Origin of the sequence: uncultured Fibrobacter sp., from assembly GCF_937877005.1 — a bacterium.
Lineage (GTDB): Bacteria > Fibrobacterota > Fibrobacteria > Fibrobacterales > Fibrobacteraceae > Fibrobacter.
The window spans coordinates 1-15,903 of record NZ_CALEFV010000292.1 but is presented as its reverse complement, the minus strand read 5'-3'; the positions used below and the strand labels follow the sequence as shown (position 1 = coordinate 15,903).

14 protein-coding genes and 1 pseudogene are annotated in these 15,903 nt (G+C 52.2%); 6 read left to right on the top strand and 9 right to left on the bottom strand.

Annotated elements, in window-relative coordinates; genetic code table 11:
- A pseudogene (locus Q0628_RS13210) lies at positions 1-764 on the top strand (proton-conducting transporter membrane subunit); the annotation flags it as partial.
- A gap of 411 nt (positions 765-1,175) precedes the next feature.
- On the top strand, positions 1,176-1,406 hold the full coding sequence (locus Q0628_RS13205) for a hypothetical protein (RefSeq protein ID WP_298771707.1): 231 nt from the start codon (positions 1,176-1,178) through the stop codon (positions 1,404-1,406).
- On the opposite strand, the gene asd is transcribed toward Q0628_RS13205, so the two are convergent.
- Genes asd through dtd form a run of 3 tightly spaced genes read right to left on the bottom strand, consistent with a single transcriptional unit; the run spans position 1,403 to position 3,596 of the window.
- Entirely contained in the window at positions 1,403-2,254 is an 852-nt protein-coding gene (gene asd / locus Q0628_RS13200; protein WP_298771706.1) for an archaetidylserine decarboxylase, read from the bottom strand. The genes Q0628_RS13205 and asd overlap by 4 nt on opposite strands.
- A gap of 12 nt (positions 2,255-2,266) precedes the next feature.
- Positions 2,267-3,130 carry a hypothetical protein gene (locus Q0628_RS13195; protein ID WP_298771705.1) on the bottom strand — a complete coding sequence of 288 codons (864 nt, stop codon included), beginning with the start codon at positions 3,128-3,130 and terminating at the stop codon, positions 2,267-2,269.
- Between the two features lie 31 nt (positions 3,131-3,161).
- Positions 3,162-3,596 (bottom strand): D-aminoacyl-tRNA deacylase, encoded by a 435-nt coding sequence (gene dtd / locus Q0628_RS13190; protein WP_298771704.1) that lies wholly within the window; start codon positions 3,594-3,596, stop codon positions 3,162-3,164.
- A 165-nt stretch (positions 3,597-3,761) separates the two neighbouring features.
- On the opposite strand from dtd, the gene fabV reads away from it, so the two are divergent.
- Positions 3,762-4,967 carry an enoyl-ACP reductase FabV gene (gene fabV, locus Q0628_RS13185; protein WP_298771703.1) on the top strand — a complete coding sequence of 402 codons (1,206 nt, stop codon included), beginning with the start codon at positions 3,762-3,764 and terminating at the stop codon, positions 4,965-4,967.
- A gap of 68 nt (positions 4,968-5,035) precedes the next feature.
- On the opposite strand, the gene Q0628_RS13180 is transcribed toward fabV, so the two are convergent.
- The 4 genes from Q0628_RS13180 to Q0628_RS13165 are packed head-to-tail and all read right to left on the bottom strand — an operon-like array spanning position 5,036 to position 8,807.
- Complete coding sequence (locus Q0628_RS13180) at positions 5,036-5,986, bottom strand: asparaginase (RefSeq protein WP_298771701.1); 951 nt, start codon at positions 5,984-5,986, stop codon at positions 5,036-5,038.
- A gap of 10 nt (positions 5,987-5,996) precedes the next feature.
- On the bottom strand, positions 5,997-6,986 hold the full coding sequence (locus Q0628_RS13175) for a hypothetical protein (RefSeq protein WP_298771699.1): 990 nt from the start codon (positions 6,984-6,986) through the stop codon (positions 5,997-5,999).
- Between the two features lie 30 nt (positions 6,987-7,016).
- Positions 7,017-7,568 carry a DUF4416 family protein gene (locus Q0628_RS13170; RefSeq protein ID WP_298771697.1) on the bottom strand — a complete coding sequence of 184 codons (552 nt, stop codon included), beginning with the start codon at positions 7,566-7,568 and terminating at the stop codon, positions 7,017-7,019.
- Between the two features lie 12 nt (positions 7,569-7,580).
- Complete coding sequence (locus tag Q0628_RS13165) at positions 7,581-8,807, bottom strand: hypothetical protein (protein WP_298771695.1); 1,227 nt, start codon at positions 8,805-8,807, stop codon at positions 7,581-7,583.
- Positions 8,808-9,094: 287 nt separating this feature from the next.
- Here Q0628_RS13165 and Q0628_RS13160 point away from each other — a divergent pair, with 287 nt between their 5' ends.
- Positions 9,095-11,245, top strand: coding sequence for a DNA internalization-related competence protein ComEC/Rec2 (locus Q0628_RS13160; protein WP_298771693.1), 2,151 nt, complete (start codon positions 9,095-9,097; stop codon positions 11,243-11,245).
- 9 nt (positions 11,246-11,254) lie between these two features.
- On the opposite strand, the gene Q0628_RS13155 is transcribed toward Q0628_RS13160, so the two are convergent.
- Positions 11,255-11,959, bottom strand: coding sequence for a hypothetical protein (locus tag Q0628_RS13155; RefSeq protein WP_298771691.1), 705 nt, complete (start codon positions 11,957-11,959; stop codon positions 11,255-11,257).
- Positions 11,960-12,005: 46 nt separating this feature from the next.
- Between Q0628_RS13155 and hisC the strand changes: the two genes are divergently transcribed.
- Both hisC and hisN read left to right on the top strand, forming a co-directional pair.
- Complete coding sequence (gene hisC / locus Q0628_RS13150; RefSeq protein ID WP_298771689.1) at positions 12,006-13,097, top strand: histidinol-phosphate transaminase; 1,092 nt, start codon at positions 12,006-12,008, stop codon at positions 13,095-13,097.
- A 14-nt stretch (positions 13,098-13,111) separates the two neighbouring features.
- Positions 13,112-13,924 (top strand): histidinol-phosphatase, encoded by an 813-nt coding sequence (hisN, locus tag Q0628_RS13145; RefSeq protein ID WP_298771686.1) that lies wholly within the window; start codon positions 13,112-13,114, stop codon positions 13,922-13,924.
- Positions 13,925-14,015: 91 nt separating this feature from the next.
- On the opposite strand, the gene Q0628_RS13140 is transcribed toward hisN, so the two are convergent.
- The coding region (locus Q0628_RS13140; protein WP_298771684.1) for an AAA family ATPase at positions 14,016-15,903 on the bottom strand (1,888 nt) is incomplete at its 5' end.

Genomic DNA, 15,903 nt, shown 5'->3' with positions numbered 1-15,903 from the left:
CCTACATCAACCTGTTCCTGTTCAGCATGGTCGTGCTTGTGCTCTCCGACAGCCTGCTGCTCACCTTCCTCGGTTGGGAAGGCGTGGGTCTCTGCTCTTACTTGCTTATCGGTTTCTGGAACCACGACTTGAACAACTGCAAGGCTGCGAACAAGGCATTCATTGTGAACCGCGTGGGCGATATCGGATTCCTGCTCGGAATGCTTTGCCTTGCCACTTTGGGCGGCTCCGCTATCCTCAATTACGATGCATTGAACAAGTTCATCGAAATGCTGATTGCCGGTGGCCATGTGGAACTTGCCGCTCCGATCTTGATGATTGCGGGCCTCTTGTTCTTCGTCGGTTGCACGGGTAAGTCTGCCCAGATTCCGCTCCTCACCTGGCTCCCGGATGCCATGGCCGGTCCGACTCCTGTGTCGGCCCTTATCCATGCTGCAACCATGGTGACCTCGGGCGTTTATCTGCTTGCACGCCTCAGTCGCATGTTCTCGGTGATTCCCGAAGCTCTCGTGATTATCTTGATTGTGGGTATGCTGACTGCCTTCTGGGCTGCTGTCGCAGGACTTTTCCAGAACGACATCAAGAAGGTGCTTGCCTACTCGACGATTTCTCAGCTCGGTTACATGTTCATGGCCGCAGGCGCTTTCGCTTTCGACGCTTCTATCTTCCACGTGTTCACCCACGCCTTCTTCAAGGCCGCCCTCTTCCTGGGGGCCGGTGCCGTGATTCACTCCCTTGCGGGTGAACAGGATATGCGTCGCATCCAGATCCGCGAAACCATCCTTGGCAGGACCAAGAATCGATAGGTATCGACGCGCTCCCATCGTAAGCGGAAGCGGCGGCCATTTTTGCGAAGGTAAACAATCAAGGCCAAATCCAATAGGAGCCGGAGCCGTAATACGGTACAGAGCAGCACACACCTTAGGTCGCGGATTTCCCTTGCCCATAAAATAGATTTCGCCAAGATCGCGCCACAATTCTTCGGGCGGACGCTCCGCGAGCCACTGCCGCATATTCTGGCGCCGACGCACGAAAAGGCCTACGCTCCAGAAAATTCCTGCAACATTTTCAAACATGGACCATCCGCGGCCACCCATCGCGGATTCGACACATTCCTCGATTTCCTGCGCCCTGGGAACGGGCAAGGTCCAGAGCTTATCTCCGGGAAAACGATCGTGCAACGACTTCATTACCGCGGCAAATTCCGCATAGGAGATATCCTGAAAGAGATCTGTTCCAAGAATCGTCCAGGCAATGCGCGCATCATCCGTCATTTCTTGCGATGCAACGGCAACGACCGGATCCGCAACCCGCCCAAACAGGCGCACGAACTCGCATGTCGCCTTGAACAGCGCCGGTTCATCGTAGATAAATCGCCGGACCGAAACCATGGACCAAAAGACTAAAGGGCCTCGCCCATCTTGACGGCAGAACCCAAGCGAGACTTGAAAAGATCCGGATGGCGGTCACGAATTTTCTTGTCGACCACGAGTATCACGGTACTTCCCATTTCGAAGCGACCAAGTTCGCCGCCCTTCTCGACAGCAATCGTTTCCTTGGGGAACCAATCGTAACGTTTGCAGTCCCTGGGAAGCTTGCCCGCATTCACGAGAAGTTCATCGGTATAGGCAACCCCGATTCGCCCCACATTGGTGGCACCGACCTTCACCACGAGCATTTCGGAACCGTCGTCCAGACGGATATGGCTCGTGAGACGTTCGTTGATACAGAACAGACCTTCGACACGTTCCACGCTGCCGACATTCACCGGCCAAAGAGTTCCTGGACAATAACTAGCGCCGACAACCTCGCCCGCAACCGGACTGTGAATGCGGTGGTAGTTGAAGGGAGCTAGGTAAATTGTCGCAAAGGCACCTCCTTCAAAGCGCTTCGCCATTTCTTCATCACGGAGCAGGTCCTTGAGCAAATAGGTCTTGCCCTTGGCCTGAATCAACTCTTGTTTTTCGTCGAAGGTGGCCGTCTGCGAAAGAACTCCATCGACCGGCGAGACGATTTCGGAATCTGCAATCGGACGAGCACCAGGTTTTAGACGACGGATAAAGAGTTCACCGATGTTTGCGTAATGATCCAGCGGATATTCAGCCTCTTCCATATTCAGCTTGTAGAATGCAGCAAACTTATCGCGAGCCACCTTTGAAATCAGCGGGAGTTTAAGGCGAGTCAAGGCGCCGAAAGCACGGCTAGCGGCATTCTTCGGCAGAAGTTTCATGAAGATGTAGAAAGGGGTATTCATAAGAAAATGGTGTTAGTGGTTTTCGAGTTTAGTTAAATCAACTGATAGCATTTTCCAGAGTCGCGCAGCAAAGGGTTCGGCCCATTCCTTCTCGGGAGCAACGCGGCTCGTCGTCGCGGCCGTATAATCGGCGTAGACAAGGAAAACAAGCTCTCCATAACGGGCATCCCAGAGGGTCCAGAGGATTTTCCAGGTAAAGCCGCCACTCTTCCCGAGATCGGTATCCATACGCACCTGGAGCGAAACCGGAATCGAAAGGTAACGCAGTTCGTAACGGCTCGCGAGAGCATTCAGCAGATTCTTGAATTTCGGCGGAAGCTCGCGGGAAATATCCTGTTCCACGCCATCGCGGTCTAGCCACGGACTAAAGTCACCGAGTTTCTTGCCATCGGCAAATTCGGATTCAAGCAGCAACCACGAAAGGCTATCGACAAAGGAGGAATCCGCATCGGGCAGGCGCATGCCAGGCAGCATGAGTTCGCGCCGCATCTTGGGAAACGCGCGCACCATCAGGGAATCCTCGACTCTCGCGAGATCAAAGTCTAGTGCATCGGCACTATAGCCGTGACAGAACTTGCATTTTTCGGGGCGATCGGCCTTAACGGTCAAAGCCGGGAACACGCCCATCACTGCAGTAGAATCCATGCGGGCATACGCCTTCTTATTCCATTCGCGGTAGAATTTTTCGTCGGAAATGTTCAGTTCGATATCGCCACGCTTGCCACACTCTTCACAAGGAGCATCCATCATGCCGGAATCGCCCGAGGCGCCCGATTCGGAATCACGGTTTCCGGCACAGCCCACCATGAGCGAAACCACAAGCGTCAAGCCAAAAAGCACGCTAACGACCAGATTCCTATCTTCGAACATTCTCATGCCTCTAAAAATAGAAAACGGCAGACCTTAGCTATTCCAGCATGATCGTGAAAGGACCATCGTTCACGAGCGAGACCTGCATATCGGCACCGAATCGCCCAGTTTCGACAACGGGAACCTCCCTTTTGCAGACTTCAATGACATATTCATACAGTTCCTTCGCCAAGGCGGGGTTGCCCGCTCCATTAAATGTCGGCCGATTTCCCTTGTGGCAATCGGCATACAGAGTGAACTGCGACACGAGCAGCAAGGAACCGTTCACGTCCCCAATCGAAAGATTCGTCTTTCCATTTTCGTCGGCAAATATCCGGAGAGAAAGCATCTTGCGGACGAGCTTATCCGCCACCTCGCGAGTATCGCCCTCGCCCACTCCGATCAGGACCATATATCCCTTATCGATCTTTCCGATAGTTTCTCCATCGATATCGACCTGGGCCTTCAAAACGCGCTGTATAAGAAACTTCATGATGGCAAAATATAAATCATAGGGAGTCGCAATCTGTCAAAAATATTATGTTAAACATATTTTACATTTCTATCCTATCGGTTTCCAGAATAGGCCTTGGCAAGAGGGGCTTTTTGCTAAGTTTGGCGCGGTTTGAAATAAGAGACACAACAAAAAGGATAAAGTATGGTTATTCAACCGATGATCCGCAGCAACATGTGCGTCAATGCACACCCGAAGGGCTGCGCAACCGATGTCAGGAACCAGATTGCTTACGTGCAGAAGAAGCGCGCCGAACGCGGGGCTCCGAAGGACGCCCCGAAGACCGTGCTCGTCCTGGGCTGCTCCACCGGTTACGGTCTGGCAAGCCGCATCAATGCGGCTTTCGGTTTCGGCGCCGCAACGATCGGCGTATCCTTCGAAAAGGAAGGTTCCGACGAACCGAACCTCAAATCTGGGACTCCGGGCTGGTACAATAATATGGCTTTCGACAAGTACGCGAAGGATGCCGGCCTCGAAGCCGTTACCTACAATGGCGACGCCTTCTCCCACGAAATGCGCAGAAACGTCATCGAGACGCTGAAAAAGATGGACCGCAAGGTAGACCTGCTGGTCTACAGCGTGGCTTCGGCCGTACGCGTCGATCCGGACAACGGCACCCTGTACCGCAGTGTGCTGAAACCGATCGGAAAACCGTTCTCCGGCGAGACCATCGACTGCATGACAGGCAAGATCAGTACCATCAGCGCAGAACCCGCTACCGAAGAAGAAGCCGCCAACACAGTAAAAGTAATGGGCGGCGAAGACTGGGCTCTCTGGGTCCGACAGCTCAAGGATGCGGGCGTGCTCGCCAACGGCGTGAAGACTGTCGCCTACTCCTATATCGGCCCCGCCCTTTCGCATGCAATCTACCGAGACGGTACCATCGGCGGTGCCAAGAAGCACTTGGAAGCAACCGCGCGCGAATTGAATGCAGAACTTGAACGCGACTTGAAGGGTGAAGCTTATGTATCCGTCAACAAGGGCCTGGTGACGCGCTCCAGCGCCGTGATTCCCATTATCCCGCTGTACCTTTCGGTGCTTTTCAAGGTGATGAAGGAACAGGGAACTCATGAAGGTTGTATCGAGCAGATGGAACGCCTGATGAATGAGCGCCTTTATACGGGCAGCGCCGTTCCGACGGACGAAAACCACCTGATTCGCATTGACGATTGGGAACTCGACCCGAAGGTGCAGGAAGAAGTGAACCGGCGCATGGCCACGATTACGCAGGAAAACTTTGCACAGGTAGGCGACCTCGATGGTTACCGTCACGACTTCTTGGCGACGAACGGCTTCGACATCGAAGGTGTCGACTACACGGCCGAAGTCAACAGCATGACGACAATCTAATTGGAACCATTTGCCTATAATGATAACGCGGGGTTAAACCTGCGTTTTTTTTGCAAATAAGATTCGGGTTACAGCGCAAAAACACGCTTGATGTCGTCGGTGCGGCTTGTTTGCGTGAGCACGAGCTTGAGGAGGACTGCGGCCTTTTGAGGCGGCAGTCGTCCGGCACAGATGCGGCCAGGCGCAAGCGATTCGTTGATCGTCACGAGCCCGTGGTGAGTGCGGCTTGCGATGACGACTGGAATGTCGATGCTTTCGAGGACTTTCGCCCACGCAAGGCTGAATTCGCCCGCACCTGCGCCCGCTATCACGAGACCGTCGGAGACGCAGGCGGCGTATTCCAGAATCTTCGGGTTTGCATCTACGGTAAAGTAGACTACGTTCACTCGCGGCAGGCTTTCAAGCTTGGAAACGTCGAAGAAGTTCTGTTCCTTTAAGGCGTTCCAGTTGGAGCCTTCGCCGGGAGCGCTTACGCCCATCGCGTTAATTGCCGAGGCTGAGCACTTTTGAACGCTCCGGGCGTCGAAAAGTTCACCCGCAAAATACACCCACACCAAGTTCGCCGGCGGGTCGTCGTCGACAGCGAAGCCGGCTGCCGCACGTACGGCGCCGAACAAGTTTGCGGGGCCGTCGGGGTCCTTGGCGGTAGCGGGCTTCATGGAGCCTGTAAAGATGACCGCCTTTTCGCACTTGACCGTAAGGCTTACGAAGTAGGCCGTTTCGTCCATGGTGTCGGTGCCGTGAGTGACCACGATGCCGTCGACCGTTTCGTCCGTCTGCAAGTCGGCGATGCGGTTCGAAAGCGCTATCCACAGCTTGTCCGTCATGTCGTCGGAATTCACGTTGCAAATCTGTTCAGTCGTAATCTCGGCGTACTCCGAAAGTTCCGGCACGGACGCCACCAAGTCTTCTGCAGAAATCTGCCCGGACACGTAGCCCGTATTTTTGCCGGGTTCACCGGCGCCTGCAATTGTACCGCCCGTAGCAAGAATGACTATATGTTTTTTTCGGCCTGCCATAAAAACTCCGTTACCGTTTCGCCTCGTCGAGCAACTGCTTTGTCGTGACGCCATAAAACTTCTGAAGAGCCTCGTCTCCATCCTGTTTACGCAAGCTCTGCATATATTCCCTGAAATGTACGAAACTCGGATTACGCTGCAGGAGCTGTTCCACCATACGCTGAGAATACCAATACAAGCGTGTCGCATTCGAAGTATTCTGTTCGTTCACGAACGGAGTCATAAGCGCTTCGATACTGGGGGCACCACCTTCGGGCCTAGCCATTCCCGTGCGCGAGGCATCCACCACCTGGGCGATTCCTTCGTTGACCCACAGGGGAACCTTCGAGCGAGCCATGGCACGAACGAAGGCATGCGTCAATTCATGAAAAAACATCGGCCTATAAATTTCCGGACGATTCATCACGTTAACCGGGATTCGCAACTTACCGTCAAATATGGCCCCCACCCATTCCGGACGCGGTCCAAGGCCCTGGTACTGCGACGACCGATAAAGAACCAGATGCATCTTGTTTTCTGGGTGAAAATCGAACAGATGGCACAAGGAATCGTAAGCAACTTCCAATACGGCGAGCGCTTCCATAATATCCTTACGGGCAAGCATTCCCTCGAACTCGACCCTGAAATGCATAGAGCGCTCTATACCCAAGGTTGCCATTTCACGAACGAGCGACTCGCATTTTTTCAACAGAAATTCTAGGTCCGCGTTACTGAAATTTCTCGACTTGACATAGGCGATGCAGTCTTCGTAGCGTTCCTGTTCGTAAAGGATTCCTGCCAAATGGAGCTGCAAGTTCTGGTCGTCGGGAGTTTCCTTGAGGAGGGCGCGCACATTCCTTTCGGCGCAGTTCCACTCCGCCATTTCTAAGCATTCATTGGTCTCGGCGATTAGCGCTTCGTGCTTGTCAAAAGCCTCCTTGGCCGCCGACTGCTGCATGTACCAGCGGACTCCAATAAGCAAGACGATTACGCCGATGATTATATAAACAAGATTCTTCATTTTACCTTAAGAATGGATTGCTTCGTCCCCTTACAGGGGGCTCGCAATGACGTGGCGGCCCAATTTCTTGAATTTTTCGCGAATGAGCAGCAAGTCGTGCTGGTACGGGTTCCGCTTGAAATCTTCGAACGCCCAGGAAGTCGGATGAAACTCGCCCTTGGCATAGGTCAACAGCATGTCGAGCCACACCCCCTCGCCCGCATAGAGCTTAAAGGGACCTCGCTTATAGCTCGGGAGCACCACCTTGTCCAAGTCCATGTAACCGATGTCGATGTTCACGCGGCGCGCATCGGGGCTGCTCGCCTGCGCCATCGTCAGCTCCAGCGCGTTGCTGCGTTCTTTTTCGGCGGCAATCGTTTCGGGCGGGATTTCCTTTTCAAACGATACAACTCCGCGATACAGTCCGTCGCCCATTTCCGGGGTATAGTAGGGAGTCCTATCAAAAGCGAATAGCTTGCCCTTGTGGCGAATCTTGCCCCAGGTGCGTTCAAGCGCATCCAGGACCTCTATGTTCCATTCCGCCCCATGCTGCAGCACAAAAGCTATCAACTGGGCATTTTCAGAAAATTGCGAAGCTTTCATAGGTCAAACATGTCAATGCGGATAAATCATCAAGTTTTTACGGATAATTTTAAGTTGCTGTTCCGAAAAGCCTTCGTACTCATCTTCGGTTCCTGCCGGGAACATGACGTTCCTAAAATCCGGGCAATCCTGAACTCTAAATTCCGAAGCCATATTGGCCAATCGGGGCAACATCCAGTTAAAGCGCACATCGGAGGGGATCAAGTCGCGATTACGGTCATTCGTTTTCAACAGACCACTCCGTTGCAGCATGCTACAGTATGGCGTATCCTCCAATCCATCCTCAATATTCGAGTAATCATTTTCGCTCTGCATATCCGCCCTCGTCGCCGTCGTATGCCGAAGTCCAAGAAAATGCCCCGATTCATGTACCGCCGTCTGAACAATATCCCTCAACGAAAGCGGTTCTTCACCCGAGACCGTCTTTACATAGGAACCGAGTACCACCGTAGAACCCAGGCCACCACCCATATTTCCGCTAAATAGATTCGAATAGCCCATCACGCCTTCGCTATCGATATAATGAACCAGGACAATATCAAGCGCATTGGTAATTCCGGGCCATCCACCTAATTCGCTCAGCATCATATCCTCCGAAGACTTGCCCGCAAGCCAAGGCGCATTGGCTGGGAACTTTTTTCCGAGAGTCGGATGATCTTGAGCATAGTTCACATAGAGGGTATCAATCTGTATCGAGGTGTAATATCTCCTAAAATCCGACAATAGCGCCGTTTTTAGTTCCTGCAAGTCAAATCCGTTCAAGGTCTTTTCCACATTGCCAACCACGATCAGATTCAGTGACATCCGGTCGGAGTACGCGCCATCACCTACAAGGCGCACATTGGATGTCTGTCCCGGAAAGAACTCATCTTCAAGGGCAAGTGTCGCCACCCATGTCGCAGCATCGCTTTCTTCGCATAAAAACGAGTATACATAGCGACCATTTTCAATCTGCGGCTGCAGCGAGCGGACCTGCCTAAATTTAGGTGGATTCGCAGCCCAGTTTGCCCTAAACAGCTGCATTTTCGGAGCATCAAAATTCGGATCGATATCAAAGGAAAATTCATAATTTGCATTAGAATGGACCAATATCGCAACACCCTTGGCAAGATGCGCCGAGACTGAATCGTTTTGAGCCTGGTCATTTGGAATCAGACTGAAGAATTCATTTACTTCCGGATACAGGACCACTTCCGAGGATTCTTCATCGAAACACGAAGCCAACAAGAATACAATCAAGACGCAAAAAAGTTTACAAAAAAAACGAACCATAAGGTGTCCCAAAGCCCTATAAAAACGTGTTTACTCGAGAAGCCCCATTCTAACAAACAGCTGCATCTATGAAAAAAATAATAAATGATGCGACAAAAAAGGATATTGCACTCCTTCTTGAGCCTATAATCGGGAAACCAGCGCTAGCAAGCTCCATTATAGTCATACTCGTCCTCGCAAGCTTAGATTGTCCCAGTTTCGCACCGGCCCTCCTGCTCCCCACCATACTCGTAACCCACTATTTTCCTCACCGAATGCAATGGGTGCTATTCATAAGCATTGCCGTCGCCATCGCTTGCCACGAATTCTCAGAAAAAGGTGACAAGGCCTCCCCTGAAACACCTCCTCCCGTCAATGACTGCGGCATAGTCGAAAGCACGCAACGCAGGGCTAGCGGCATGGCATCCATCATCAAGACGGCTAACGGATTCCGCGTTCGGCTCACCGAGAAAAGACAATTGTCGCAATACCCCTTGCCGGGAGATTCACTCTGTTACGAAGCCACATGGTACCCCGTCACGCCACCGACTGTCGAAGGCGGGTTTGACACGAAAGAGTGGCTCAAATCACAGGGATTGCGTTCGTACGGAAAATTTATCCATTGGAATTCCTATAGTAAGAGCTGGATTCCTGAACGAAGTTTTTACCAGTTTCGCAAATGGATTGCCTCCCGATTCGAAGATTACCTCGATTCTGCAGAAACCGGATTACTGCTTGGGCTTCTGGCCGGAGACCGTTCAGGAATTCCCGACGCTCTGAAAAGCGACTTCCAACGTTCCGGACTCGTACATGTCCTTGCCATTAGCGGTTTTCATGTCGTACTGTTGGCAGGAATCTTGATGATATTCCTAAAAGCAACCGGACTCCCCCATCGTATCGTAAGACTGGTTGCCATCATGCTCCTACTTCTGTATGTTCCCGTCACCGGAGGATCCCCTGCCGTGAGACGAGCCGTTCTCATGTTCACGGTCCCCCAAATCGGGGCATTTTTCCAACGAGAAGCCAATACGCTCAATAGTCTCGGAGTCGCCCTTCTGGTCATCATGTTGCCCGAGCCCTCCGTCATCTGGAATCCCGGCTTTCAGCTTTCGGTTGCTGCGACCACGGGAATTCTCATTAGCGAATCATTTAATCCCTTAAAAAACATTCCCGAAGATTTATCGAAAAATAAGATTTGGAACATTATTCAAAGCCTAGTCCTTGAGCCCGTGTACGTTACTTTATGCGCAACTCTATCAACAGCGCCCTTCCTGATTCATCACTTCAAGACACTTTCGCCTTTTGCCTGGCTAGGCAATATCGTGGTCGTACCCACCATTTCCATCGGAATGCAGGCAGGACTTTTCGCACTAATTTCGCCGTTAGACTTTTTACGCGAACATTTCTGCCATGCAGCGCGTTTCTTTCTGCGGCTTGCATCTCTTCTGACGAGACTTCTTTCGGACTCTCCACAGGCATCCGCAACCGTCGGCCCCCTTAGTCCCTGCATTCTTCTAGTAACAGGTATAGCCATTTTGTTCCTTCCGCTGTACAATCGAAATCGTATCGCAAAACGATTATGCCTATCATGCGCATTACTTTTCTGTCTCTTATATGCTATAAATAGCTACAGCAGGATTCTCTTTCCAAGCTGGAAAATCACGACCATCGATATAGGCCAAGGCGACAGCCACCTGATTACAACTCCTGCCGGAACCCACCTTTTAATCGATGCAGGCGATATCAAGAAGGGCGATTCAGGAAAAGACATCATCATTCCCTACCTACACCACTCTGGAGTTTCTTCGTTAGACGCATTAATTGTCACCCACCCCGACCAGGATCATTTTGGAGGCGCTCTTTCTATTATCAAGGCATTTCCGGTCAAGGAACTCTGGATGACCGACTGCGCAAGAATCGAGCCCAAAGAAAACTGGCAGGAAATCATTTCAGAAGCCTACCGCCGCAACATTCCCATCCGTGACATATCTCGCGGATTCCTGTACCGCGAGAACTTCTTTGAGATCCAGGCCATTCACCCCGACACTCAGCACTGCATAGACCCCAATACACAAAGTATTACCTTCCGGGCAAAAGGACTCGGGCATTCAGTCATCCTTACCGGAGACCTGACTGTTCAAGGAGAAAAGGATATTCTCATGACCGATATATTTATCAGGAGCGATGTTCTAAAACTAGGTCATCACGGTTCCAAGACTTCCAGTAGCATTGAATTTCTTAAACAGGTTCAACCAAAGCTAGCGATAATTTCTAGCGGCCGGAGGAACCGATTCAGGCATCCAAGCAAACAAGTCCTCCGCCGACTCGATTCTCTTGGAATTCCCTACTTGAACACCGCAGAAAAAGGAAGCATCAATATCCTTTTTACGACAGACTCCATGCATGTAGAAACGATGTGGAAATAAGCAATGGAATTAGAGAGCCGTCATGACATAGAGGGCTATACTTTTCTGGTCGTTATTCGTTTCCTGCAATATGCCAATGTCAAATTCGACACGGACACGGGTAGCACCAAAAGCAAGTTCCATTTTGGGAATAATATCCACCATAAAGTCATCCTTCAGATACCCGACACTACCGCTGGAATTAATTTCAATCATGCAGAGAAACGCGCGTCCAAAGTGCAAGGTAGGCATTGTTCCTAAAGCAAATTTTACATATCCATCTTCGCCAGTGACACCCTCAAGTACCCCGGCACGAGCTTCATAGGCATTTGAAAAATTCCGGGCAATATAGTGTTCCTTGCCATAAGTAAAAACAAGAGCACTGCCATTGTTTCGGTTCAATCCGAAATAACCATCCAATTCTATAAACTGCTCTCCAAAACGGTAACGGCCACCAAAATCTACCGATGCTTCCATATTGTCGAGCTGATTATAAGTGTACATATCAACCTTGACACCCATATCCCAGTTTTTATTCAGGGCTCCCATAATATTGATCGGAAACAGGACATCGCTGTCAAAATCGGACCGCAGGCCAACGCCGGCCGCAAATTTAGGCGATGGGCGCGCATCGGGACCGAACGTGTATCGCATGTTCCAAATACGATCCAGGGCAAAAACATTTTGAACGCAAAGGCATGCTAAAGCAAAAAGAACGATGCGAAAGAATCTCATATGCCCCAAAAATAGCTAAATTTTAGGCGCAAAAAAAGAGGATATCATGATTGATCCGCGTCCAGAGCTTTCTAAACTTTCCGATTACGTTCCCGGCAAATCCATGGAAGAAATCCGTGCGAAGTACGGGCTGACCGATGTCGTTAAACTCGCCTCGAACGAGAACCCGCTCGGTGCTTCCCCGAAGGCGGTCGAAGCCTACCACGAAATCGCAGACGCATTGCATTTGTACCCGCGCGGTGATGCACCCAAGCTGATTAACGCTATCGCTGATTTCTACGGAGTGAACACGAATCAGATTGTCATCGGTAACGGTTCCGACGAAATCATCGACATGGTGGGTAAGGCGTTCATTCGTCAGGGCGACAACTGTATCGGCATTACGCCGACGTTTTCGGTCTACAAGTTTACGACGCTTTCGAACGGTGCCGACTTTATCGGTGTAGGTGTAGGCGACCTGAAGACTCCGCTTTCGGAACTTTTGAAGGCGGTGAACGACAAGACACGCGTGGTCTTTATCTGCAGCCCGAACAACCCGACAGGCGTCTACTATAACAAGCAGGAAATGATTGAATTCTTGGATAAGGTCCCGAGCAATGTGCTTGTGTTCCTCGACCAGGCCTATTCTGAATTTGCAACCGCCGAAGACTATCCGGTGCTTATCGACATGCTGGACAAGTACAAGAACCTGTTCATTAACCGCACTTTCAGTAAAATTTACGGGCTGGCAGGCCTCCGTATCGGTTACGCCATGGCAAATGCCGAAGTCATCAAGGCCATGTGGAAAATCAAGCCGCCGTTCGATGTGAACCAGGCTGCCCAAGTGGCGGCGATAGCGGCCCTTTCCGACAAGGAACACGTCAAGAAGACTCTCGAACTCAATGCCGAAGGCATCAAGTACCTGACACCGGAATTTGAATCGCTCGGATTCAAGGTGCTGCCGACCCAAGGTAACTTTATTTGCGTGCACATCGGCCCCAAGGCTAAAGACTTGGTTCTGTTCCTTGAACAGAACGGTATGATCGTTCGTGGTCTTACAAGCTTCGGTCTTCCGGAACACATCCGCGTGACCCTCGGCAAACGCGAAGAGAATGAACTTCTGGTCAGCCTCGTCAAAAAGTGGAAGGCTCAAGTCTAATCGCCGGAGGTGTTATGGCAGCGACCGCAGAAAATCAAGAACTTCTGAAAATTGCACTCAAGGCCGCAGACCTTGCCCAAGAAAATATCATGAAGTATTTTCAGGCAAATGTCGGCGTGGAATGGAAAAAGGACAACACGCCTGTCACTGTCGCCGACAAGAGCACTGAAGAAATTGCCCGCAAGTTCTGGGAAAAAGAAACTCCGGGCTTCGGCGTGATTGGCGAAGAATTCGGAATCGAGAATCCCGATGCCGAATACCAGTGGGTGATTGACCCGATTGACGGCACCAAGGCGTTTATTCACGGCGTGCCGTTGTTTGGAACATTGATTGCGCTGTATCGCAAGGGCGCGCCGATTGCAAGTCTCATTCGCATTCCTGCGATGAACACGGCGGTCTGGGCGGTCAAAGATGGTGGCGCTTTCTTAGACGGCCGTGAAATCCGCTGCTCTAAAGTTGCTACGCTTTCCGATTCGCTTGTGCTTTCGGGTACCGTGAATACCATGGAAACCGCAGGTTACGGCGAAAAGTATGCTACCGTGCGTCGCGCTGCCAAGCTGCACCGCGGCTGGGGCGACTGCTACGGTTACTACCTGGTGGCCGCCGGACGCGCCGAACTGATGATTGACCCCGTGGTTTCGCTGTGGGACATCGCCCCGTATCCGCTCCTGTTCAAGGAGGCGGGCGGCAAGTTCAGTACCATCGATGGCAAAACGGAACTCTTCGATGCAAGCGGCAAGCCGATCGCACCGATTTACGAAGGCTACACCAGCATGGCCTCGAACGGACTCATTCACGACGAAGTCGCGAAAATCATGAATCCGTAGCAACGCGGCAATCCATTCTACCATTAAAAAGACCCGCTCCAGTTTTCACTGGGGCGAGTCTTTTGGTTAGGAGGAAGGATGATTGGAGAAATTACTTTACCGTAAACGCGGCTCCGTCGTAGTCGATGACCACGGGCTTTGCCGCACTCACGTCGCCAGCAAGAATTGCATGGCTCAGCGGGCGTTCCACGTTCCGTTCCAGGTAACGCTGGATCGGCCGTGCGCCGAATTCTGGCTGGTAAGCGCCGTCGGCGATGGCATCCAGGGCGGCGTCGGTCAGCGTGAGCTGCAAATCCTGACGGGCGGCGCGTTCAGCGAGTCCCTTGAATTTGAGCTTCACGATGTCACGAATCTGCGGCTTGGTGAGGCTCTGGAACACCAGCACTTCGTCTAGCCTGTTCAGGAATTCCGGCCTGAAGAAGCTGCGGAGTTCCGGCTCGATTTCCTTCAGGGTCACGGGCTTTGCATCACCCGCGCGATTCTGGAAGTGAGCGGCACCCAGGTTCGATGTCATGAGAATCAAGGTGTTCTTGAAGTTCACCGTACGGCCCTTGCCATCGGTCAGTCGACCGTCGTCAAGCACCTGCAACAGCGTGTTGAACACATCGGGGTGAGCCTTCTCGATTTCGTCGAGCAGAATCACGCAGTACGGATGGGTACGCACGGCTTCGGTCAGCTGGCCGCCTTCTTCGTAGCCCACATATCCCGGAGGCGCACCAATCAAGCGGCTCACGCTGTGCTTTTCCATGTATTCGCTCATATCGATACGCACCAGCGCATTCTCGTCGTCGAACAGTTCCACGGCAAGCGCCTTCGCAAGTTCCGTCTTGCCCACACCCGTGGGGCCGAGGAACAAGAAGCTGCCAATCGGCGCATTCTCGCGGCTAAGACCGCTACGGTTACGCAGAATCGCTTCCGAAACCGCTTCCACGGCCTCGTCCTGGCCAATCACGCGGGCATGCAGGCGTTCGTCTAGGTGCAACAACTTGGCCTTTTCGCCTTCGCAAAGCTTGGTCACCGGAATTCCCGTCCAGCGGCTCACCACAAGGGCGATGGTTTCTTCCGTCACCTCTTCGCTCAAGTCACCGTCGACTGCGGACTTCTTGATTTCTTCGGTCTTTGCGGCAATTTCCTTTTCGAGGTTCACAATCTTGTTGTACTTGAGTTCGGCGGCGCGGTTCAAGTCGTAGCGGGCTTCGGCCTGCTCCATCTCGTCCTTCGCCTGCTGCAAAGACTTTTTAAGACCCTGCAACTCGGCGTTTTTCGCGCGGCGTTCTTGCCAGCGGTCCTGCATCAGCTTTACAGCCGCATCAGTCGTTGCGAGTTCTTCACGCAACTCTTTCAGGCGCTTTACGCTGGTGTCGTCGGTTTCCTTCGCCAAGGCCTGCTCCTCGATTTTCATCTGGAGTTCCTTACGCTGCAAGGTGTCCAAGGCTTCGGGCACGGTGTCCATCTGCGTCTTCACAAGGCTTGCGGCTTCATCAATCAAGTCGATGGCCTTATCCGGCAAGAAACGGTCGCTGATGTAGCGGTTCGAAAGTTTCACCGCCGCCACAAGCGCGTTGTCGTGCAGACGCACGCCATGGTGCGCATCAAAGCCGTCCTTGATGCCACGGAGAATAGAAATCGATTCCTCTTCGCTCGGTTCGTCAACCTGCACGGGCTGGAAACGGCGTTCCAGAGCGGAATCCTTCTCGATGTACTTGCGGTATTCCTGCGTGGTAGTAGCACCGATGCAGTGCAGTTCACCACGGGCGAGTTTCGGCTTGAGCATGTTGCCCAAGTCCATGGAGCCTTCCGTCTTGCCTGCACCCACGATGGTGTGAATTTCATCGATGAACAGCAAGGTATTGCCGTCTTCTTCGAGCGCGTCCAGCACGGCTTTCAAGCGTTCCTCAAAATCGCCACGGTGTTTTGCACCCGCCATCAAGGCTGACAAATCCAGCGCAAACAACTTCTTGCCCTTCAATGCGTCAGGC